Origin of the sequence: Beduini sp. (assembly GCF_047239305.1) — a bacterium.
Classification (GTDB): domain Bacteria; phylum Bacillota_I; class Bacilli_A; order Erysipelotrichales; family Coprobacillaceae; genus Beduini.
This window is the reverse complement of sequence record NZ_JBKTEM010000017.1, coordinates 1-21,159: the sequence shown is the minus strand read 5'-3', so window position 1 is coordinate 21,159 and position 21,159 is coordinate 1. Positions and strand designations below refer to the sequence as shown.

The window sequence follows — 21,159 nt, the reverse complement described above, 5'->3', positions numbered from 1 at the left end:
GATCAGTCACTCCCTCCCATTGCTTCCTGTATTTCTTCAGATCTCATCATCATACTGGCTCTGTAAAATAACTGATTGATCAATGGCTCTCTTAAAAAGTCATCTATCTTCCAGCCCAGTTGGACGTAATAATGCAATAGCTGCATATCACCGTCCTGGGCTATCAGTTTTTTAAATCTTCAACAGCCTTGACCTTTGCACCTTTCTCAGCTGTTACGCCAGATAGTTTCAGTATTTCTTCAGCAATTTCATTCACCTCATGCATTTCAAAGATATCCACGGCATCAACAGGCTTATAGATATCACCACTAGCTTTCAGCTCTTTTGCAAGCTGCTGCATATTCGGCTCAAGGATGCCGATATAAGCACAGTATCTTGTTGATTCCATGGTGTCCTCAACATCCAGCACCTCAGTGATCTCATGCGTTTTTAAATCTCTTATGATAATGTCAACATCCATAGACGGCACATGAAGCTTTTTTGTCTTGCCTAGCTTTTTATCACGCAGGCGTTGTGATGCTTTTGCAGTAAATTCCTGTAACAGATTCTTTTTTTCACTTGTTGCTCCCACTTTTATGCACCTACCTTATCCAAATTGATCATATCCGATGGCGTAAAGCCTCCACTGATTTCCTGTGTTACTGGAGCGCCTACCTCATAGCTAACAGCTGGTAATTCGTTTAACCAGCAGTTATCGACGCTGTAACGCTCTGTCTGTCCTCCGGTTGCATCAGGATCTTTAAGCTTTGTGATGATTTGCAGACGCTCATCCTTACCTGCGTTAATTTTCTGGCGGTAATCCTCAAAGCGTGAATACACCTTATTCAACTCTAATGTCCATTCACCTTTTTGATTCTTAAACTTTGAATCCATGTCAATGCCGACCTGAATATCTTCTCTCTCATAGCTGATTTTAAGCTCGATTTTCTTTGCTTCAGCAATGAGATCACCGCCAATCCAGACCTCAGCATACGATCCGCTAAGAACTCTGTATCCTCTAAATTTTGCCATATCTTAACTCCTCCTATACGTAATTGACCATTATGAAGTCTTCCATTGCATCTACAAGTTTAATGTTTGAGCATACAAAAAGACTGCTTCCTGTGTTTGCTTCAGCAATCTGTACATCATTCATCGTACTTGTATCTACACTGTGATCATTGAGATATTTTTTCTGTGCCTCTATGTCGATCTGGCATAGGTTATCATATGTTTCATCCAGGATCTCACCTTCAATCGTTCGAAAGTAATTGTTAATTGCCGCAATCACTTCCTGTTTTTTGTCATAGCTGTTACGTACTCTACCGATATAGTTATTTTCCAGCGTAGTTGTTATATCATCACAAATCAGATCCTTACCCTCTATGATTTTGATTTTTTTAAATTCCTCACTTTTCCCCTCAGGGATCGTTGTAAGGCTGTTTACACCGCGCCCGATTTTGTACTTCTCACCGTCGAAGACAGCAATGAGCTGACCAGCGTCTATAGCAGCATCTGGATCCTCTGGCACATCAGCAGATATGATATCCGGCAGATCATAATAGGTCGTACTGCGTGATAATGGCACAGCTACCATGATACCAGTGATACGTGCACAATAAGCAGCACAGCTGATCGTCTTATCCAATATGGATGTAGTAACATTGCTGATCGTACAGTTAATGATACCCTCGTGATCAGCCACTACTTCAGGCAGTACCGCTTTAAATGTCTTGCGCTTGCTGTCCCGCTGCTCTTTGATCCAGGCAACGATGGATGTTGTTTCTTCCTTTGTAATGCCTGGCACTGTAAGGTAATTCCATTTTAAATCCTTTAATGTCTTCAGCACTCCGGTATAATCGGCAGCATCTGGTGCCTGTGCTGCTACAATCACACGATATGGGCTAGCCGCAAAGATAAGTTTCATAAATTCGTAGTTAGCCTCTGACATTTTCGTGAAATCCACATCGTTTAAGGTACTGTATGTCTGTACTGCCGGGATACCCTCTGTGTCATCCTTAATGATGCACGCTACGATACCCCTAGCAGATCTGGTAATAGCATTGCTTGCCTTACCAATAAATTCAATATTTATACTAGGTAATCCCATAGATACCTTCCTTTCTTCAATTCATATTTAAATCAAAATCATCAAGATACGGTGTTTCTTCATCTTCATGTTCGTACGTATCTGTATATTGCAGATTAAATTTATAGTGAAGCCTCCAGTCCACTATAGCTGCGGTTGTATCTCCTACGCTGATAAAGCGATCATCAAAGTGAAGCACAGGATAAAATGCTTTATCCAACCTCTCACCGATATCATGGTAACCCGCAAGTGTCTCATCAAAGTTATGTATCATGATACCTACCTGATAATTACGATTGATCAGTTTTCCTTCTTTGGTATTCGTAATCGGAGCAAGTGATATATGCACATAATCACTGATATGCTGATTTGTAATAGCATCATTAAGTGTTTTGATATCGTCCGCAAACACTTTATGATCAGGTAATACCCTTTTGATCACCGGGATCAACGCATTTTTTATCTTTTCATATTCGCTCATTGCATTCTCCTTCCTAGAAATGTTCATCCAGAAAAACACTTAACCAATCCTGAAGGTACAGCGGAAGCCGTGCATCCAGGACAGCAAGCGATATCTCCATCATGTGCGCCCCCGGAACCATTTCCTCGCTGTTTTTCTTCCTGTGCCCGAACTCAACGTGTTCAGCATAATCGGTATTGTTAAAAACCTGGATGTAATAGTCACGACCTTTTTTTACGATCTTACCGATCTTCCAGTTTGTCTGTAAGTTGGAAGTATCCACTGGTGTCCTTCCTGTGACCTGTTCATGCAGCTCTGAAGCAACATCAATCACCAGACGCTCAAATTCTTTTGGAAAATCTGTCTGAATCACATCCATAAGCTCTTTTTCCCATTCGTCCAATCCCTCGAACATATATACGCATCCACTCATATAGTCTTACCTAAAGTAACATGTACCTCGTTGTGCGATAGGTAATAGTCTGTCTGTCCAGCTCTGGCGATCACCTCATGTCCGTACTGATTGATCACCAGATAGTCATTTTCCATGATTTCTATGTCCGGACGGGTGAATAACAGATAATCTGTGCTTATCCGGTATTCCGGCTGTTTATACGAGAGCTTACCGCCTGAGGGGCTGGATAGAGCACAAGGGAGATTTTCGTATACCAGCTGTCCATTTATGCCATCCTGATAAGTCGTTTCACCATTCGGCAAGTCTACCATCTGCGCACGATACACCTTACAGGTATGATCATAAGTAGCTGCAAGGATATCAATTTCATTCATTGCTTTTCCTCCGCTGCGGCACCTTCATTTTTCTGTAGTGGATCAAAATATTCTGATAGTCTTTCATAAAATCGACTGTTCTCATGTATGCTTCTTGCTTGTTGGTGTAGCTTATGCTGGTGTTACCACGAGATACTGATGCGATATCATTATCCAGTTTAACAACACCGTCCGCTCTCAGCATATCCTCCACGATCTGAGCAATGGTATCCTCCAGCTCTATCGGGATATCAGTACGATTACAAAACACTTTTACTTGGCTTAACGCACGTTTTACGTACCTGAAGACGATTTTCTCGGAATCAGTAGAAGAAAGGTCAAGATTATCCTTGACCTCATTTGTTATCTGTTGGATCTGATCCATCATCATCACCACCTGGTGCTGGAGCTTCCAAATTAGTTTCAGGATCAGCTTTTCCTTTTTTTCCCAGACTTCTTTTTGATCCGCTCTTACTTTTGCAAGCAGCAGATACTGCTTCAGTTAATGTTTCAGTTACTGCTTCAGTGTCCGTCCCAGGCTTGACCTGTACAGACTCAATAATAACTTTTTCTTCTTCACGATTACACTCTGCATATCCCATACGCTCCAGCTCCGCTGCCTTTGCATCATTTGCTGCATAGCGTACACATCCCATTTTCTGATATTTTCTCATATTAACACCTCTACTTAGCCTGTCTGATATTCGCAAAAATAGCAGGCAAGGAAGAATTTTTCAGCCATAGATCATGGTATCTACGGTAATCAGTAGCCCATGCATTTGCGGTCTGATTTGTTTCTGGATCAAAGATACGTACTTTATCCTGTCGTGTGATTGCAATAGGAGCGGTTACCGGAGTGATTAGCCAGTTGATATCCTTAGCAGCCGCTGTCGGTTTAAAGCCTCCCATCGTCTGATCTGGTGATGGATTACTTTCAGCACCATCCGATGGAGTGCGTCCGTCAAAAAACTCATATTCAGTTTTCATCCGCCCAGATCCTACTCTAATCATTGGAATCTGACCATCCAGAGCTTTAACTTTTAAATTAACATTACCAGTCGTAAATTGCGTTGTTTCCAACCTTTTTCCAAGTTCTTTGGAAAGGTCAAACATAGCAGCAACCATCATGGAGATCGTCACCACCAGTGGAGTGTCCTCACCAACAATGTCCTGTACTCTAGCGATATCCAGATAAAGCTGTGTTAGCAAGGTACTTGCATCTGGTGTATAACCATAAGCAACACGCTCATTTTTTACACAATGCTGTGCGATAGTGGAGTATCGGTATGCATCCACCTCCGGAATTACTTTTTCCCGCTGGAACTTTGACATCAATTTTGACACATCCAATAAACCCTGTGTTTCATCACGATCCATAGCATCCACGGTGATGCGGGTGCCTCTATCCTGTGTCATGGTCACTGTCTGGTATTCCAGCGACACATTAGCATCCGGATATGCGTCCCGTTTCGTACGGTCATAATCGCCAAGTCCTGACATCCCAATTACCGGGATTTTAACCTCTTTTCCTGCTGCGTATCTAACATCATCTTTGTTGATATCCATCCAACCGGATGTAAGACCCTGGATCATTGCATCATCCAGAGATGTCTGTAACTGTGCTACTACTTCAGCTCTTGTTGGCATTGTTTAAAATCCTCCTTTTTTAACTGCATTGTCAATCTGCTTTAAAACACTGTCCCCTGTAACGGTATTGCTGCCATTCAGCCCTCTTGGTGTTTCCTGCTTCACCTTTGACAGCAGCACCTCTTTCAGGGCAGTTTCAAACACCGTTGTCAGTGTATCAAGCCCTTTTTCCATGTCTGCTGCTTCTTTGTATGTACCATATGGCAGAATATCAGCAAGGGATGCCGGATAGCCTTTTCCGGTAAGCGTGGTGATTGCTGTATCCTTAAACTTATTTGCCTTTAACTCGGCTTTCATGTTTTCCAGCTCTTTCTGTAAGCTGTTTTGCTGCTCTTTCGCACGTTCTTCCGGAGACAGCTTTTTCAAGCGTTCCTCCTCCGCTTTTTCAGCCTCCCACTTTTCACGTTCTTTCTTCAGCATTTCCTCAACATTCAGCTCAGGTGCTTTAGGCTCCGTCTTCGCTGGTTCCGTTTCTTTCGCTTCAGGATCCTTTTCATCAGGTTCCGTCTTGTCTTTCACTCCTGTGAAAAATTCCTTCATTACCTGCATAAAGCCTTTTGTTTCCGGTTCCTGTGGCTCTGTTGCTGTCGGTTCTGTTTTTACTTCTTCAATAACTTCAGTTTCCATTTGTTTTCCTCCTATTTTACATATGTATTCTTCCACTGTTGAAATTTCACATTTTCATGTAGTGGTGTGATACCTTCTCTTTTTTCAAACATATTTATTTTTCGCTTTGCTGTGATATAACATTTACAATTTGGATGGATTGGAGGCAGATTGATGCCTGGTTCTGCATCCTCTATGCGGTAAGGACTGCCTTTAACAGCTGTTTCACAGTCACAGATTTTAACGCCTTTCCTTGTCCTGGAACACGTTCCATTCATGTGAAAAATGTATTCTTCGTATCCAAGTTCCCGAAAGCTGTCTAACTGACTTTGCATATGAAAATGTTTTGATTCCGTACGAATCACACGTTCAGCGGCATACCTACCTGACTTAAATTCATCATTTAACACCTTAGCCATTCGTTGCACACCAGCGCCTTTCGCAAAGCCCTCTGCAAGCGTTTTTTTGAGTGTAGCGGTCATTTTGTCCAGGTTATCCCAGATAGCCCTAGAAAACACTTTTGTTGACCACGGGTATGTAATGACCTTTTCGATGGCACCATGATCCAGTTTCGCCAAGTTAAAAGCGAATCCAGTACCTCGCTGCACATCATATGCCGTCCTGTAGTATGTAGTTTCATACACCTTGCTGATCGCTTTTTTTGTAATATCACACTGCTCCAGAGCAATGTCTGTCATTGCTCTGTCTATATCTGCCAGTAGCTGTTCTTTCAAGCTAATACGTGATTTTGCGGATAAAGCATTTAGCTCCAATAGCAAGCTAGAATCTTCCGGCGCATCCCTGATCTGATTCAGGTACTCACGCAATGACATACGCCATTTCGTGTACTCTTTGCCATGCAGGATCTGATTGACCTCTTCATTGCTTAGCTGGTTATCAACACCAAACCTTGCGACAAGAGCATCAATCTCATTCTGGAGCTGCATCCTTGCATTTTCATAAGCCCGATAGATTTCTTTCCATGCTTCATCAGTAATCTTCTCACTTTCCGCTAGCGCTTTTTTAGGATCCATCATCCGACTCCAGTACAGGATCTTCCTTCAGGTTTCCATAATCTCCTGCACCATATTTCTTCATAGCATCCTGTTCTTCAGCTTCTCGGCGGGCTAGTTCTTCTTGTGGATCCTCAACGTTTGGCACAAGCTGCATGAGCGTTTTATCAGAAAGAAATCCACGCAGCATAGAGATCATAGAAGCTATCTCTGAAACGTTTTGAGGCATGTTCCGGCGGAAGGTCATGTTTACAGATTTATAATCGTAAGAAGCCCCCAGGAAGTTGAGCATATTTGTGATCAGCTCGATCCGTCTCTGTAAAGCCTTTTTAAACTTACGCTCCTTAGTGACAACCAGCTGCTCAAAATTCCACATTTTGTATGATATAGCAACCCCTGACAGCTGAGAGCCTAGAGATTCATCCGTCATATTAGGCACAGATGACCAAAAGTGCATATCTTCGCGTAGTCGTTTCTTGTAATTTTCAAGTGCAGCGTCATTAACTTCTTTAGTCAACCATCCCATAGAGCCTTGATCTTCCAGAATTACTGTGCCTTTTTCCTTCATGTCTTTGACATCATCCGTGGTCACATCGCCCATGTTAGTGATTGTCAAGATAGCTTGATCATTGTACTCAAAAAAGTTTGCGGTATTACTTTGCGCTAGGTTATATGCATCCACCAGCGTGATAATGCCCTCAAAGTCTCCAATGCGTTCCTGATTGTTTAAAAACTCGACAAAAGGAACATCCGACCAGTAATGATCCCGTATATCCATAAGCTCAAAGTTATAGCTGTTGACGCTGCGAAAGTACATACAGAATGTGTCAGTCCAAAACTCCGCATAATAAGTTGTTTTGTTCGTCAGCACGTTGTAAGACTTCATATAACGGACGACAGCAAGCAGATGGTCAGAACAAGCCTCGTAGATAAACAAAGCCGAATCCGGTGTAACCAGTGAGAAGCGGATCCATCCCTGCATATCAACATAAAGCATTTCGTAACAATGTCCGTTGATAGAGCATTTCTTTTCCAACTCACTGTTTTCGTCTTGTTCGTCATTGTAATCAAATATCTGTTGCAAGCTCTCCATGTAGGATTCATCCTTTGCCGAATAGGTGACAGGCTTCCCCATGAAGTATCCTGTAGCTGTATCTGTGATATACTTGGGCATATTGTTGATCAGCTTATTGTTCGGTACGTTTGGATCACTTTTAAAATGTTCCAGGATTTTATGTTTCCCAGCATAATAGTTCTCCAGATTTTCATAGCGCCCGATACTTTGATTGCTCAACTCGATCAGCTTTCTTATGTCTCCTTCAGTGAAGGATCTTACATCCTCTTGTTCCATATAGATTACTGGCATAACATCCCTCCTTACTTCTTATCTAATTCATGTATATAAAGCAACCCCAATATAACCGCTATCATTGGATGTCTCTTCCACACTTCGGCTGCAACTATACAATAGCTCATTGCTAGCAGTTTCAAGCATTTGACTGTATCCATAAATTAAAACCTAATTCCCATGGTACGAAAGCGTTTCGCTTTCTTTTTGGCAATCGTTCTCGCCATTTCCAGAGCATCCGGCCCATCATCATGGCTCCCCATTGGAAACTGTTTTAGCTGCTCCAGCAGCAGCTTGTGTCTCTGATTAAACTTAATATACTTATTTTTTATATCGGGCTGCATACTCTCAACACGCAGTGTTTTATCCCCGGTTGACTGGATTTCTTCGATTGGAAGATGCAACCCCGCAGCAGCGGAAGCTTTCGCAATTTCCTCTTTCAAAAACCATTGAAACTGTACTGTTTCACATCCAAATTTCAGGTAACCTTTTCCGAATGTCTTCCTTAACCATATTTCTTTTTCTAATATGTCCTTTATGATCCTGTCCGGATGTCGGCGCTCTATGTCCGCATCAATCACATACATATAGCCCGTCTTACGGTGTTTAGCTATAGTGATAATCGCTGAGTAGTCAGATTTTTTACTTTTACCCAGAGATGGATCCACAGCACCGCAAAAATCAAAGTCTTTAGAACTGAAGTCAAGCTCATGCTCATTGTAGTAATCAAACCACTCTTCGTTAAACAAACAGTCATCAGGATTGATAGGCTCATTTTGTAGCTCGCTATTAAACGATGCATCACCATCTGTGATCTTAATGACCATCAGATCATAATAGCTGTTTTTCTCCTTCCATAGCACTTCTGTGCCCTCAAGCATTTCTGCCTCATGGGCTTTATAAAAAGCAAGAGCATCTGCTTCATGGTTTTCGTTATCCAGATCCGTGTATCTCTTTTCCCACTCATCCCATAGCGATGAGGATGACCAGGACAGCACAGCTTTGTATTTGATTGCCTTGTAGCTTGGATTCTTTAACGTATTTGCCAGTAAGCTATCGTAATGCAGCAGTGTACCAATGTAGATAATATCTGTGTAGCTGTCTCCAGCTCTGGATACTGCTTTTTTAAACCAGTTTGATAGTTTGTTACGCTGTTCGATGGTTCGCACATTTTCGTCGTTTTCGATATCATCTAAAACTATGAGATCCGGACGCCAGTTTTTATGCTTACGACCACGGATTTTTTTACCTGATCCAATGGCTTCTATTTTGATATTCGTTTTCGTTAGCAAGACATTACTTTTCCAAACTCTGCCCTCTAAATGACCAAAATCCTCAATAATCATTTCATTTTCTTCCAGTTCGGAACGAATAGAATCCAAGAATCCTTCAGCCTGATCTGATGAATCAGATAGGATGATAGGATAATGTTTATACTCGTATAACACAGAATGAAGAGTACCCTTGAATGTCAGCGTTGTAGACTTTGCATGACCACGGGGAGCTGCCACCACTCTTCTGGATCCATCCATGCGGGAGATCTTTCGCTTTTCCTTTAGCGGATTCTTTCTTTTCAATACCCCATCCGTCCAGATCTTATCCAAATCCCGGTGAAACTCAGGGGAAGATCTCACAAAGTAATGAGGGAAGTATGCTCGCCCGAAAAACTCCAAATCAATAGCAGCAAGCCTCTTCCGGATACCGTTGTCACCAGTAAGTGAGCAGCCTTGTTCATATTCAGTTCTTAAACACAACCGTTCAGGTTCATCGTTTAAATACAGAAAGTCTTGTAAAAGAGCATTTAAATGTTTAAATGCCTCCTTACTGTCACGATCCTCTTCACTGTCAAATCGTTGCCGTTCTGTTTCCTGTATGGCATCCTTAAGCGATGCCAGGCTATCCTTTTTCCTTCTTTTCAAATACCACACCTTCTTCCCAATAAAAAAAGCCATTTTAAGGCTTTCTAAGCGTTGTTTTGTTTTAGGCACACTTACACTCGGATTTTTTTCTTAAATCAAATTTAAATGGCTTTCTGTAAGATTTAAACGGTATCTGAGTGTAATCTAAAGTATGAACCTCCTGATGATATGCTTCGCCACCTTGGTGGCACACACACCTAGCTGTTTTTATGTATCCGCTGCTGCATTAGGAGGGGACGAATCAACCACACCTGTTTCACCAGTTTCATTTTCATTGTAATTTGCATACAGTGTGATTTCCTTTGCCTCTCCACAGATCGGTATGGACACTGTAACTGTCTTCTGTCTTTTTTTAAAAGTTGTAATATGATGCTTAAACATTTTTAGTACTCCGGATGCTATTTCATACTTACCATCCTTCACGCTGATTTCTGCTGGTGCGATTGCTTTCCCTTCATTCCCAAGCAACCGGATCCACTCAGCTTCCAGATAGGTAAGTGTAGATGGTTCCTTCTTGTCTCCCAGCCACCGGATCACACCGGGGATGTTTGCGACCTTATACCAAGTCTTAGCGCAAAAATCGCACTCCAGGAACACATACGATTCAAATATCACTGCTTCTTTCTCGTTCCATGTTCCGCCTGACCTAATGATTTTAGTCATTGTAGGCACAAGAGCATGGAGGTGCAGCTTGTTCAGGGTTGCCGCAATCTCTAACTCTTTCCCAGTCATTACATACAGTACATACCATTTCATATGCTGCACCATCCTTCCTTTTCGTCTGCGTCTTATAATATGATTACCCAATCCTCAGCAAGCAGATCTGTTTGTGATGCAACCCACGGCACACGATCTTTCGGAGCAAGGTCACTATCTGTAACAAGCCCCGTCGTATCTATGTAGATATATGGATGTGTCATTTTACTGTTAGCGTCCGGCTTTTGCAAAACGATGAAGATACCTTTACCGTTCCAGCCTTCCCGGGCAACTGCACACCCTTGTTTTAACAGCTCCAGAGCGCCGGAGAAGCTCAACCCCATGTATTCCTTATACTTATCCCTAAATTCCTCATAGGACATCCAAGAAGACAGTCCAGTTTCACTTTCAATCTTATATCCTTTCGTAGTCTTTGGAAGATCATAAGGTACTGACCAACCTCTTGATTCAAAATACTTTCCCAATGTCATAGGGACGATCCTCATTTTCTCAATATCAAACATATACATCCTCCTATCCTTGTTTCTTTTGATTCAGATACTTTGCAACAGCTGCATACAACTCTGGATTTTCCTTTGCCATCGCCGCAAAGATATCACTCTTCATTTCATCAACCGCACTATCCAGGACTTCCTGATTTTTTATGTCAATCTGCTTCTTGTATGCAGCAGCTCTAATGAGTGAGGTTGATTCCTTTAAGACTTTATCCAGCTTTACACGCTCCCAATCTGCCTCTTCTGTGTTTGCAATACGCTGGAACAGGTTGCTGGAGGTCAATCGGATGATTGCTTCGGTCGTATCCAGATCCGGATACTTTTCCATTTCTTCCATCATTTTACGGAAATTCTCCTGAGCGATGTTCAGTTCCTTTACACTTGCGTTTAAGTTCTGTGCGTGCCGGCAAACAGCAGCAGCGGAAATCGGCACATCATTTGCTGCCAGATACTCGACCACCTCCCGGTATGTGCTGCCACTCAGAAGCATCGTTTCAACTGTGTCCTTCAGCTTAGGATCAAGTCCATCAATCTTGCTGTGCTTCCTGTTTGCCATAAGCTAGCCCGTTACCATATCATCAATGATATTACCTTTCAAAAGGCGAGTGCCTTTGCTAGAGAGATTAGCTTCTAATTCTGAATAATCGTCACAATCTGCCAAATCTTCATATTTGTGTGATGCGGAGTTACGTATATTGATATATTTTTCCTGTACCAGAAAGTTCACAGAATAGATATAGTCTTTATATGTACCTCTGTCATCATTTTTCAAAACATCATAAATGGAATCCAGCTTATGATAGGAAGGGCTTAGGATGTTGATAATGCCAAGAATCTTCCAATTCCTTTTTTTAAATTCCTGCACTTCCATCTGATCAATAACATTCTGCATTACTATCTACCTCCTAAATATCTCATTATTAACTCATTGGTTTTTTCCTGGTTGGTTTCAAACCTCTGATCAAGTTTGCTGATTTCTCTGATGAAGTCATCCTTACGCAGCATAGCGTCTTTCATTTCTTTTATATCCTTTCTCACTTCATCATAATCTTTTTCGTGTTTGGAGATCGGTGTATAGTTCTCACGAATTTTCATTATTTCTTCATCCTGCTTCTCCTGATCTCTCTCATATTCTTTTTTTGATACGTAGTTTTCTTTAATGTCACTTAAAGATTCCTCAATTTTTGCTGTACGATTCATTGTACTTTTCAGGAAATAGCTAATAATACCTGAAATAGAACTAATGACCAGCGTCACGATTTTGTCCAACACTTTAAGACCTCCATCCCTCGTTGTTGGCATAATCATATCAGCTTTAAAAGACAAAAAAAAATAAAGCCCTTGAGTCAAGAGCTTTACTGTTTTACTGAACTGTTATAGGAAATCTGATATGCTGAGCTGTCCATCGCATGGAGATCTTCTTTTCTCCTTCGCTATATCCTTAACTATATCCCGAATGCTGCTCACGGTCAAGTTATATTTATATGCCAGCTCTTTAAAATTATATCCGTTAAATTCTGCACAGATACTTTGATTTCTCTTTACTTTTTTAAGTTGATCCATCTTTGGGATATATATTTGACTACCTCCGTAAGTGTATATCAGTTCTTTGAAAGACTGTAATCCAATTACTTCAGCCAACTCCCTTTGATCATCATAAAGATCTTCCATAGTAATAGCTTCAAGTGCATCATCCATTAGCTCATCCTCTTCCTTTCAGCGTTGTCGATGTAATGCTTTAATATTTCGATCAACTTTTCTCCATCCACATAGTCAAGATAAGTGAAGAGCCTTCTCGGTGTGGATCGGACACCGAATTGCCTTGTGATGATACCCGCAAGTCGCTCACCGATAGGGGCAGGGTTGACAGCCAGATCACAGTCCTTCAGCTCATACATGAGCGCCCAGATTTTTTTCTGCTGTCCCTTACTTACATTATCGGATTTATCCAGGGATGTCTGCTGTCGTACCAGATAATCTATAAGCTTGTTTGCATCATCATATGTCAGCTTTGTCACTGATTGTTTTCCAGTCATGTCTTCCATGATAAGGTGCAGGATGTCTGTTTCCTCAGTTTTTGCCGTATATCCCAGCGCATTTGCGATTGCATAGATTTTTCTTTTTTGCCATGATTCAATAGCTTTAGCTTTCATCCCCGGTTCCTCCTTTACTCTTTTTCTACCGTTACCTTGATTCCTTCGTCCACAATCACGGATGCCTTTACTTTCTCCACAGCATCTTCAAACGTTCCGGCAAACTTGGCAGCTTCCAGTATCTGCTTGATCGTCTTATACGCATAGACCTCTTCCACAAGGTATGCATAATCATTTGCGCTTTCCGGATCCAACCCGGTCACCTTCATGATTGTCTTTTTGTCTGATCTGTACTTGCCCTTCAGTTTTTTGAGGAGGAGCTGCTGCTCCTTTGCATCGCTTGTGATCTTACCGATTACAGCTGTTAGATCATCCTCTATATACTTGCCTTGCACCATAGCGGTCAAAAATGACTTACATTCAGCATTCAGTGTTGCCTTGGATTCTTCTTTGACAAAATCACTATATGCAGTACCAAGCAGATTTCTCAACACACTCATTGCAATCGGCTTCACTGTTTCAGAGTTTTGTACAACGACCTTCGCATTTCCCTCTCCCCAGTATTCGATTGTTTTTTCCTTGCTGTCCTTTAGATCAGCTTCAGCCTGTTTCTCAAAGCCTGCTTTCAGCTGATCTATTTCTGCCTTGACTTTCTCCTGCTGGATGGTCAATGCTGCCAAACGGTCAACGTTCTGCTTCAGCTCAGCTATTTCCATTATCACTAGCCTCCTTTGCTTTCTTCAGACAATCCTGACAGATCTCCAGACCTGCATAAGTTACAACATGATCAGCAGTACCGCAGCATACACAAGTCGGTATGTGCTTGCGGATGATCAGCTCCTCATTCTTTGTTTCCAGCTCCACAGCTGCACCCTTTGGTATATTCAGCTGTTCACGGATCAGTGTCGGTATTGTGACACTCCCGGCTTTTGTGACTTTCTTCTGTAATAACATTCCTGTTCTCCTTTCTTACCTCACTCTGCATTTCCAGGGCTTGTGACCTGCATCGGCTGCATTAGGGCAAGCAAGGTCATTCCTCGCTCATATCCTTATACTCTTGCTCGCTGATTGGTTCAAACACTGTTGCAGTTCCCATATCACAAAAGATTTCTTTCATCTCTTTAGCAGTTACAGGCTCGCTTGTTTCTACACGACAACCATCCGTAAATATATCGCTGTTCTTTACTACAAACCATCTTGACTTTGCGTTTTGATCTACCATAATTATCTCCTTTATTCACCTTTTGTAGTTTTAATTTCTTTCCAAATTCTGGTAATTATTCATATCCCTCCATTGGCACACTCGCTGACAGCACGTATATCGTTTGCTGTGCCCTGTCTAACTGTTTGCACATATGCTTGATACATTTAAGTAGATCTGTTGCACTGATCGGCTCTCTGGCACCAAGGTAATCAATCTGTTCAGTAAAGAGAGGCTCTGTATTGTATGCTTGCTTCAAAGTTCTATCAGCTGCAATCACTTTCATGATTTCCTGCTTAGTCATGTGGCACCTCCAGTATATACACTTCACTGGTGTGTGTTCCCAACTTTGCAGACACCGCCTCGCTCTCACATAAGATATCAATGAGATTACCTTTATACGCTCCGGTATCCTGTGCCTCATACACTTCACCATCAATCTTTACAGTGGATCCATATGGTATCACTTCCGGATCCACACCGATGGTTTTACCGACTTCCGGCGTTTTACCTGTCGCGGTAGTAGTGGTAATATCTAATCCATAATAGGTGATTTTAAAGTCTCCAATGGACACCCACCGTTCCTGAGGTTTCTCCTGTTCTGTTTGCAGCTCCTGCTGGATTTCCAGTTTTCGCTCTTCAATTTCAAAATTGAGCTTAGCGATTTCTGTTTTCAGATTCTTGATTGTCTGTTGCTGTTCTTCAGCTGTAGCATATAACTCTGTTTTATTTGATTCTATGACACCTATGATCAGTAAGCACACAGTATCAATAATGGCTAGAGTTGTTATCCATTTCTTTTTCATAGCTTCCTCCATTTAAATTTAATTTAAATGTCGTACAAATCGCGATTAGTTTAACATTTCCACCGCTCTGCATTTTCATGGGCTTGCGACCATCCTCGGCTGCATTAGTGGGGTGGCGTTCCACCACCTCATAAATGTAATAGTTTAATGATGCTATCCTTTAATTTGTTTTTCTTCAGTTTGAATATAGATGCTTCGTAATTAAAGCCGAAACACCAGTTTTGACAATACTTCTCATATTTACAATTCCTACACTTCATGACATCCTCCTACAGTTTCCATACTTCATCACATATCTTGTATAATTCGCTGACCGTGAAACAACTTCTTTGTTCTACTTGCAATGCCTTCTTGATTTCAATAACACATTTTTTTAGCTTCAGTATACCTATATCCTCACTTGTGATTCCTCCATACTCGCCTGATCTTGTCATCATAGCTAAGACATTTAAAATCAAGCTAATATCTGTAATACCCCCGATTTCTAATTCCTCCCATTCTTTATTTACTTCTTTTGCAAACTTCTTACGATTAAGTCTGGGCTTGTTCGGTGGCAGCACGCCCTCTGCCTGCAACCTCTTTTTAGCCTTTGCTAGATCTTTCCGCTCTTTCTTGGTCATATTCATCCTCCCATCTTCTAATCATGATGTATAGATTGATCAGCAAGTACACTACATTGATTACCAGCAAGACTACATCAAGCTTACTGATCATAAGACACCGATTCCCATTTCAGTAGCCATCCCATACAATCCACGGAAGCTGACATCATCGTTATTGACTGCATTGTTATAGACATTCACAGCACCACGCAGCCCCCACTTTGACTTAGTGATCGTGTATAAAAATTCGATTTCCTTTTTCATGTGATGTTCTTGCAAGTATTCAAATGTCATTTCAATATCAGACATTTTAATATTGCTTGTCTGATATGCTTTGTGCATCTTGATACGGCTGAACAGCTGTGCAAAGGATGCACTCTTGCGTCCAAGCATCTTATTGTAAATCTCTGTGTTACCAATCAACACAATACTGCATCCAGGTACTCCCAGCAGGTCATCAGGATCACTGATAGTACGGATTTCTTCAAGCGCCATCATTTTAAGATGCTGTGCCTCGTCAAGTATCAGCGTCTTATCACTGTCTATAAGAGCCTTTTTGATATGATTGCTAGTTATGTATCGGTTACTGGATTCCGATACCCCCAGCGCATTGGCAATGATCTTCAGCGTGTTACCAAGTCCCCCCGTACTTGGTGCGCACTGGATATATACCGTGCTTTCCGGATTGTCTAAAGCGTATTTTTCCGCAGCCTTTGTCTTACCGATTCCGGCATCACCATGCAGGATGATCATGCCTTTCTCCACCTGGCAGTATCTGATGCGCTTGTAGATATCTTCTGATACTGATGTCGGTACATATCCGTTCCTAATCGGCTTGTACACTTGTTTGCGTTCATTGCTCTGCATAGCCTCTTCTTGTCGATTCAGCCATGCAAGGATTTTCTTCTCAACATTTTGAATATTCCCGCCAGCATAATTACTGTTTCTGTATTGAGATAATGCAGTGGCACTTATTCCAATCTGAGGGGCAGCCTTTGCTTGACTGGTGTTGCTCTCCTTCAAAAATCTCTCTAATCTTGCCTGTAATTCTCTGCTATACATTGTCATGTCCTCCCTTATGTTCTTCCGCATTCTTTAACATGCGATCTATGTTACTGACTTCAACCTTATGGAATAGTGGTACTTCCTTCGCACGCTGTAATTCGATATCGTATTGTGGCACTTCCAACTCTGTCTCCAGATTCTGCTTTGCCTGTGTCAAGGTAATCTCCAGCGCTGTCTTATTACTGATTTCACTGTTGATCATTGCTTTCATGCGTTCCTTCTCCAGCTTCTTACCTTTTCTGGTTTCAGCCATTGCTCGCTTAACGTCCTCAACGTTGGCACCATATTCAAGTATCGTTGCGTTATCTGTCGGAACACTCATGATGTATCTGTCTTTCAGGTCATACACTCTGACCTCTTTCAGATCTTCAGGATCATATCTGAGATATACTTCTTTACCGAAACAGTTCTGAAGGAACTCATGATTCCAGAAGTCGATCGTTGCGCCGTACAAACTCAGATGCACACCTCTTCTGCCGACTTTCTGTGATCTGGTGGATCTCATCAGCATAAGGTTCAGATCTTCCGTAGATGCAACACGCTTCGTTGTTTCTGCCATGTGTTCATGATATGCCTGTATCTTTGTTTTGCCCCGGTCTTCAGCAATCGGTCCATTATAGATCTGATAGTTGAAATAGCCTTCAATCAATTCCTTAACCTGTGTCTTGAATGTATCATCCAGTACAGCCTTGCCTTTCTTCAATATGAATTTCAGCTGTTCCGGCTTCTCCGCAACACTGCCTCCTGTGTAACTCTCAAACAATTTCGATAGACCGTTCTTTATATCCAAAAATCTTCGCTCGATGATTTTTGCTTTTGCGTTTCTCACAAGCGCATTGGTCATTTTAATGCCTAGCCTGTCAAAGATCGGTGGAGGATCGAAGCGCTGATCCTTCCTTTTTTTACGATGCCCCAGCCCACCAAAATCAAAGGTCAGGAACTCTCGCCCGTTATCCAGATAAACCTCTTTCGGAATACCATACTTCATGATGCCGTTTCGTAATGCAAGGATAGATGCCTGAGAGCTTGGTGCATCAGTGATATATATACCGGTGAATATTCCTGTTCTGGCATCCAGAAATGCAGTCAAGTAAAGTCTGAATGTTTCACCATCTTCGTTTTGTAGCATTACATCGAACGTGTGGTTATCGGCAATCCATACATCGTTAGGCAGCAGGTTATCGTAAACCCTCTTTATGTATGGTGCGCAGCGATCATCATATGCTTTTTCGCCATAGCGTCCTAACACCATAGTACCCTGAGGAATGTCCTGATTAACGTGTCTTGTGAATGTGCAGTAAGTCGGAATGTCATCAGCTAATTCCGGATGCTCCTGCTCGATCCACTTCACCGTATATTCATAACACTTCCTTACGGATGGTAGGCGCTGATCTAAATAGAAACTCAGAAATGCTTCCCATACCTCTTCATCAATTTTGGTATTGCCTTTCTTAGATTTCCCTCGCTTATCCAGTAATCCGTCATAGTCGTTACTTTTATAAGCATTATATTTTCTCCGTAGTATCTGGGCAGAGAATTTCATTTCCGGATATTCAAGAGTAAGCTTGGCAGCATAATTTTTATCAAATTCGCCTTTAGGCAGATATAACTGCTGTGTTCTGGCAACACTCCAGTCTCTCAGTATTTTGATCCAGCAGGCTATCTCATCCCGTTCATCAGCACTATACTCATCCAGATTCCTTTTAAGCTGACCGATCGTGATTTCTTTTTTCACGCAATGCTTCATATAGTATTGCTCCTGTATCTCGGTCGGCAAGTCTTCCAGCAAAACCAGATATTTCGGTCGATTCTTTTCATTCATTGTCCGCTTGGCTTTTAGCTGACCATTCCTGATCAGCCGCTTGACACTTGCCTCAGAGCAGCCTTTTAACTCGGCTATCTCTCTAGCATTAAGCATTGTCATAGTGTACCTCCCAATCCAGCCTATCTCATCAGTTGCAGTAGGCTATCCCTGCAAGACCGCCAGTATGGCGGTTTCGATATATCAATTACAATTCTTTCATTTCAATTATCTTTACAGCCAATTTCAGCAGCTCGCCTTTTACATCCTCATTCCCTTTACCACTCAGATCATATATATCAGCTAATCTTTCAGCACACATGATTTCTTTATGTACAAGGTTATAGAGCAAAGCCAATTCACTACGGTCAAAACGTATATAGGCATTTTGCTGTAATTCGATATCAGATAGTCTTTCTTCACTCTTATCACTTTCTTTAGATAAACACTTCATATCAGTGGATTCATTTACAAGGCTATCTAAACTACAATTTAAGATTTTCGCTATTTTTATACATTGTTTAAATCCTGGGAGAGTTTTCCCTGTTTCCCATTGGCTAACAGCTGTCTGATCAACAGCCAATAATTGCGCAAATTCATTCTGATTTAAACCACTATTTTTCCTAAGAGATTTTATCCTTTTCGATAGTGTTTTATAAACTGACTGTTCAAACGTACTATCTAACTTTCCATTAAAGGTTGTTCTTGTTTCAGTTTCTCCGCGAAGATATTTTCCAGAAACTTGGAAGAAATCTTCTAAAATAGCCATTGCTCTTGATCCAGGCTCTCTTCCGCCAGCCTCATAACTTCTAATAGCGGCATAAGATAGTCCCGTACATTCTGCAAGATCCCTTTGTGTCATTCCTGTTTTTAATCGTAATCTCCGCAAATTTCTAGCTAATGTATCGTTTTGTAAATTAGGTTCTGCATTGGGGATTTCTTCCTCACCTCTCAGTACAGCGCCAGATACTCCGAAGAATTTTTCTAATATTGCCATAGCTTTTGAGTTAGGTTCTCTCCTTCCAAGTTCGTAATTTACTATGGACTGATATGGTATACCAACACTTTTAGATAAAGCTTGTTGTGTTAAATTCATCCGTTCCCTTAAAACTTGTATGTTATTTTTCATGAGTTACCTCCGATGTGCTTTCAAAAATATCATAAATGTCACATTGTAATGCTTCAGCTATTGCTTTTGCCCTTATAGGATAAATTGAAGAAAAACAATTCTTTTCTATTCTGCATAAAGCATTATCAGGTAAATTAGCTTTGATAGATAATTGTCTTTGACTTAATCCTATAGACAATCTACGTGTTTTTATTTCTTCTATTTTCGGAATCAGCATATTTTCACCTCCAATATTATACGTTCGTATAACTTCAATGCAATTATATATTATACTTTCGCATAAGTCAATAAACATTTTATTGTTTTTATGTTGTACGTAGGTATAAGGTCTGTTATACTTTCTATATAATAAAAAAGGTGGATATGATTATGAATGAAACTCACGATATTTCTGAAATGATTAAAATTTTACGGACTAAGCATGGAATAACACAAAAAGAATTAGCTACATATACGGGGTTAAGCCTGTCTTCTATAATTGCCTATGAAAATAAAAAAAGGCAACCAAATTCCAAAGCTATGGTTGCGCTCGAAAAATATTTCAATGTTTCTGGTGAATACCTTCGGGGAGAATCAGATAACAAAATAAACCAAACCGAAACCGATCCTTTAATTCTTAATTTAGTCCTTGGAAAAGTGAATAGAGTAATGAAGCATTATCAAGCTGATCTCTTAAAATCAGATAACGATAGGCAGCAAATTGCAAATTTTCTACTTGATTCCTGGGTGAATATTATAATTAAATCTGTCTTACAAAACGATGATCTGGAGGATCCACACTTTTATATGAAAGTGGCTGAATCACTTAATTCTTTAAATTCAGATGGATTCCTAGAAGTATGTAAACGGGTCAATGAATTATCACGCTTGGATGAATATAAAAGCACTCAAAAATAGGTGGAAAAAGGTCTGTTTTTAATCGTTCACCTTAAAACCCTTAAACAGCAAAAAAGTGCCCATTTTCAGGGCACTTTTTACGTGAACGATTAAATGAACGATTAAAATTGAAAAACTCAGTCTATTTCTTGATAGACAGTTATGGAATATTTAAATTCTAAACCCCTATGCTAAAACCGTTTAAATCATGATAAATAAAGGCTTTTCTGCGTTTTCTTAAATATTTTCTAAATGCTATTTAAACGGTTTAGAGTGTTATATAATGGCTAAAATTTAAAAACTGGAATTTCTCCGTTTTCGGTGGAAAAGTGCGAAAATCATGTTGCAATATGATTTCGCAAAATTTCGCTTATTTTTCGGTATATTACATCAATTTCTCCCTTAATTAAAGGTTTTTACGGGTTATTACGGGTTATTTCGCTCAAAAGTCCTTTAATCGTTCACTTTATCATTTATTATGAAATATCACACTTAGATTTCAGGTAACATCTGTATGGTCCCTGTAAGGGCTGGTTACGCAGTATT

Annotated in this window: 32 protein-coding genes; 1 reads left to right on the top strand and 31 read right to left on the bottom strand. The window is 40.9% G+C overall.

Annotated elements, in window-relative coordinates:
- Positions 1 to 2: 2 nt before the first annotated feature.
- The 31 genes from ACLRVU_RS14435 to ACLRVU_RS14285 form a co-directional block, all read right to left on the bottom strand.
- Positions 3 to 146, bottom strand: coding sequence for a hypothetical protein (locus ACLRVU_RS14435; protein WP_412892267.1), 144 nt, complete (start codon positions 144 to 146; stop codon positions 3 to 5).
- A 17-nt stretch (positions 147 to 163) separates the two neighbouring features.
- Positions 164 to 571, bottom strand: coding sequence for a hypothetical protein (locus ACLRVU_RS14430; protein ID WP_074748339.1), 408 nt, complete (start codon positions 569 to 571; stop codon positions 164 to 166).
- A gap of 2 nt (positions 572 to 573) precedes the next feature.
- Positions 574 to 1,011 (bottom strand): phage tail tube protein, encoded by a 438-nt coding sequence (locus ACLRVU_RS14425; protein ID WP_142419926.1) that lies wholly within the window; start codon positions 1,009 to 1,011, stop codon positions 574 to 576.
- A gap of 13 nt (positions 1,012 to 1,024) precedes the next feature.
- Entirely contained in the window at positions 1,025 to 2,089 is a 1,065-nt protein-coding gene (locus ACLRVU_RS14420; RefSeq protein ID WP_142419927.1) for a phage tail sheath C-terminal domain-containing protein, read from the bottom strand.
- A 16-nt stretch (positions 2,090 to 2,105) separates the two neighbouring features.
- Positions 2,106 to 2,549, bottom strand: coding sequence for a DUF6838 family protein (locus tag ACLRVU_RS14415; protein WP_142419928.1), 444 nt, complete (start codon positions 2,547 to 2,549; stop codon positions 2,106 to 2,108).
- Positions 2,550 to 2,562: 13 nt separating this feature from the next.
- Positions 2,563 to 2,943, bottom strand: a complete 381-nt coding sequence (locus tag ACLRVU_RS14410) for an HK97 gp10 family phage protein (protein ID WP_217752597.1) — start codon at positions 2,941 to 2,943, stop codon at positions 2,563 to 2,565.
- A gap of 14 nt (positions 2,944 to 2,957) precedes the next feature.
- Positions 2,958 to 3,317 (bottom strand): hypothetical protein, encoded by a 360-nt coding sequence (locus ACLRVU_RS14405; RefSeq protein WP_142419930.1) that lies wholly within the window; start codon positions 3,315 to 3,317, stop codon positions 2,958 to 2,960.
- On the bottom strand, positions 3,310 to 3,681 hold the full coding sequence (locus ACLRVU_RS14400; protein ID WP_142419931.1) for a translation initiation factor 2: 372 nt from the start codon (positions 3,679 to 3,681) through the stop codon (positions 3,310 to 3,312). The genes ACLRVU_RS14405 and ACLRVU_RS14400 overlap by 8 nt, the downstream gene beginning before the upstream one ends.
- Positions 3,653 to 3,970 carry a hypothetical protein gene (locus ACLRVU_RS14395; protein ID WP_142419932.1) on the bottom strand — a complete coding sequence of 106 codons (318 nt, stop codon included), beginning with the start codon at positions 3,968 to 3,970 and terminating at the stop codon, positions 3,653 to 3,655. Before ACLRVU_RS14395 ends, ACLRVU_RS14400 begins: the two co-directional genes overlap by 29 nt.
- 10 nt (positions 3,971 to 3,980) lie before the next feature.
- Entirely contained in the window at positions 3,981 to 4,943 is a 963-nt protein-coding gene (locus ACLRVU_RS14390; protein WP_142419933.1) for a hypothetical protein, read from the bottom strand.
- 3 nt (positions 4,944 to 4,946) lie between these two features.
- Complete coding sequence (locus ACLRVU_RS14385) at positions 4,947 to 5,570, bottom strand: DUF4355 domain-containing protein (protein WP_142419934.1); 624 nt, start codon at positions 5,568 to 5,570, stop codon at positions 4,947 to 4,949.
- A gap of 11 nt (positions 5,571 to 5,581) precedes the next feature.
- Positions 5,582 to 6,583 carry a minor capsid protein gene (locus tag ACLRVU_RS14380; protein WP_187349705.1) on the bottom strand — a complete coding sequence of 334 codons (1,002 nt, stop codon included), beginning with the start codon at positions 6,581 to 6,583 and terminating at the stop codon, positions 5,582 to 5,584.
- A complete protein-coding gene (locus ACLRVU_RS14375; protein WP_142419936.1) occupies positions 6,573 to 7,928 on the bottom strand; it encodes a phage portal protein in 1,356 nt (451 codons plus the stop codon). Before ACLRVU_RS14375 ends, ACLRVU_RS14380 begins: the two co-directional genes overlap by 11 nt.
- Positions 7,929 to 8,074: 146 nt before the next feature.
- Entirely contained in the window at positions 8,075 to 9,898 is a 1,824-nt protein-coding gene (gene terL / locus ACLRVU_RS14370; protein ID WP_217752598.1) for a phage terminase large subunit, read from the bottom strand.
- Between the two features lie 138 nt (positions 9,899 to 10,036).
- Positions 10,037 to 10,585: a transcription termination/antitermination NusG family protein gene (locus ACLRVU_RS14365; protein WP_181952848.1), complete on the bottom strand. Its 549-nt coding sequence runs from the start codon at positions 10,583 to 10,585 to the stop codon at positions 10,037 to 10,039.
- Positions 10,586 to 10,617: 32 nt separating this feature from the next.
- Positions 10,618 to 11,016 carry a DUF2829 domain-containing protein gene (locus tag ACLRVU_RS14360; protein ID WP_412892266.1) on the bottom strand — a complete coding sequence of 133 codons (399 nt, stop codon included), beginning with the start codon at positions 11,014 to 11,016 and terminating at the stop codon, positions 10,618 to 10,620.
- Between the two features lie 43 nt (positions 11,017 to 11,059).
- Entirely contained in the window at positions 11,060 to 11,596 is a 537-nt protein-coding gene (locus ACLRVU_RS14355) for a phage protein Gp27 family protein (protein ID WP_142419939.1), read from the bottom strand.
- A gap of 3 nt (positions 11,597 to 11,599) precedes the next feature.
- Positions 11,600 to 11,932, bottom strand: coding sequence for a type VI secretion protein (locus tag ACLRVU_RS14350; RefSeq protein ID WP_142419940.1), 333 nt, complete (start codon positions 11,930 to 11,932; stop codon positions 11,600 to 11,602).
- 2 nt (positions 11,933 to 11,934) lie between these two features.
- The gene (locus ACLRVU_RS14345) at positions 11,935 to 12,312 is read right to left on the bottom strand and encodes a hypothetical protein (RefSeq protein ID WP_142419941.1); all 378 of its coding nucleotides are present in this window, start codon (positions 12,310 to 12,312) and stop codon (positions 11,935 to 11,937) included.
- Positions 12,313 to 12,414: 102 nt separating this feature from the next.
- On the bottom strand, positions 12,415 to 12,738 hold the full coding sequence (locus ACLRVU_RS14340) for a Mor transcription activator family protein (RefSeq protein ID WP_142419942.1): 324 nt from the start codon (positions 12,736 to 12,738) through the stop codon (positions 12,415 to 12,417).
- The gene (locus ACLRVU_RS14335; protein ID WP_142419943.1) at positions 12,738 to 13,193 is read right to left on the bottom strand and encodes a phage protein GemA/Gp16 family protein; all 456 of its coding nucleotides are present in this window, start codon (positions 13,191 to 13,193) and stop codon (positions 12,738 to 12,740) included. The genes ACLRVU_RS14340 and ACLRVU_RS14335 overlap by 1 nt, the downstream gene beginning before the upstream one ends.
- 14 nt (positions 13,194 to 13,207) lie before the next feature.
- The gene (locus ACLRVU_RS14330; protein ID WP_142419944.1) at positions 13,208 to 13,849 is read right to left on the bottom strand and encodes a hypothetical protein; all 642 of its coding nucleotides are present in this window, start codon (positions 13,847 to 13,849) and stop codon (positions 13,208 to 13,210) included.
- Positions 13,836 to 14,087: an AbrB/MazE/SpoVT family DNA-binding domain-containing protein gene (locus ACLRVU_RS14325; protein WP_142419945.1), complete on the bottom strand. Its 252-nt coding sequence runs from the start codon at positions 14,085 to 14,087 to the stop codon at positions 13,836 to 13,838. The genes ACLRVU_RS14330 and ACLRVU_RS14325 overlap by 14 nt, the downstream gene beginning before the upstream one ends.
- A gap of 76 nt (positions 14,088 to 14,163) precedes the next feature.
- Positions 14,164 to 14,355, bottom strand: coding sequence for a hypothetical protein (locus ACLRVU_RS14320; RefSeq protein ID WP_142419946.1), 192 nt, complete (start codon positions 14,353 to 14,355; stop codon positions 14,164 to 14,166).
- Between the two features lie 55 nt (positions 14,356 to 14,410).
- Positions 14,411 to 14,638, bottom strand: coding sequence for a hypothetical protein (locus ACLRVU_RS14315; protein WP_142419947.1), 228 nt, complete (start codon positions 14,636 to 14,638; stop codon positions 14,411 to 14,413).
- The gene (locus ACLRVU_RS14310) at positions 14,631 to 15,140 is read right to left on the bottom strand and encodes a 3D domain-containing protein (protein ID WP_142419948.1); all 510 of its coding nucleotides are present in this window, start codon (positions 15,138 to 15,140) and stop codon (positions 14,631 to 14,633) included. Before ACLRVU_RS14310 ends, ACLRVU_RS14315 begins: the two co-directional genes overlap by 8 nt.
- A 269-nt stretch (positions 15,141 to 15,409) precedes the next feature.
- Positions 15,410 to 15,760, bottom strand: coding sequence for an addiction module toxin RelE (locus ACLRVU_RS14305; protein ID WP_142419752.1), 351 nt, complete (start codon positions 15,758 to 15,760; stop codon positions 15,410 to 15,412).
- A 90-nt stretch (positions 15,761 to 15,850) separates the two neighbouring features.
- Positions 15,851 to 16,804: an AAA family ATPase gene (locus ACLRVU_RS14300; RefSeq protein ID WP_217752600.1), complete on the bottom strand. Its 954-nt coding sequence runs from the start codon at positions 16,802 to 16,804 to the stop codon at positions 15,851 to 15,853.
- A complete protein-coding gene (locus ACLRVU_RS14295; protein ID WP_142419750.1) occupies positions 16,797 to 18,731 on the bottom strand; it encodes a Mu transposase C-terminal domain-containing protein in 1,935 nt (644 codons plus the stop codon). The genes ACLRVU_RS14300 and ACLRVU_RS14295 overlap by 8 nt, the downstream gene beginning before the upstream one ends.
- A gap of 85 nt (positions 18,732 to 18,816) precedes the next feature.
- Positions 18,817 to 19,737: a helix-turn-helix domain-containing protein gene (locus tag ACLRVU_RS14290; protein ID WP_142419748.1), complete on the bottom strand. Its 921-nt coding sequence runs from the start codon at positions 19,735 to 19,737 to the stop codon at positions 18,817 to 18,819.
- Positions 19,727 to 19,954 carry a helix-turn-helix domain-containing protein gene (locus ACLRVU_RS14285; RefSeq protein ID WP_142419747.1) on the bottom strand — a complete coding sequence of 76 codons (228 nt, stop codon included), beginning with the start codon at positions 19,952 to 19,954 and terminating at the stop codon, positions 19,727 to 19,729. Before ACLRVU_RS14285 ends, ACLRVU_RS14290 begins: the two co-directional genes overlap by 11 nt.
- A gap of 152 nt (positions 19,955 to 20,106) precedes the next feature.
- Here ACLRVU_RS14285 and ACLRVU_RS14280 point away from each other — a divergent pair, with 152 nt between their 5' ends.
- A complete protein-coding gene (locus ACLRVU_RS14280; RefSeq protein WP_181952845.1) occupies positions 20,107 to 20,634 on the top strand; it encodes a helix-turn-helix domain-containing protein in 528 nt (175 codons plus the stop codon).
- Positions 20,635 to 21,159 lie beyond the last annotated feature (525 nt).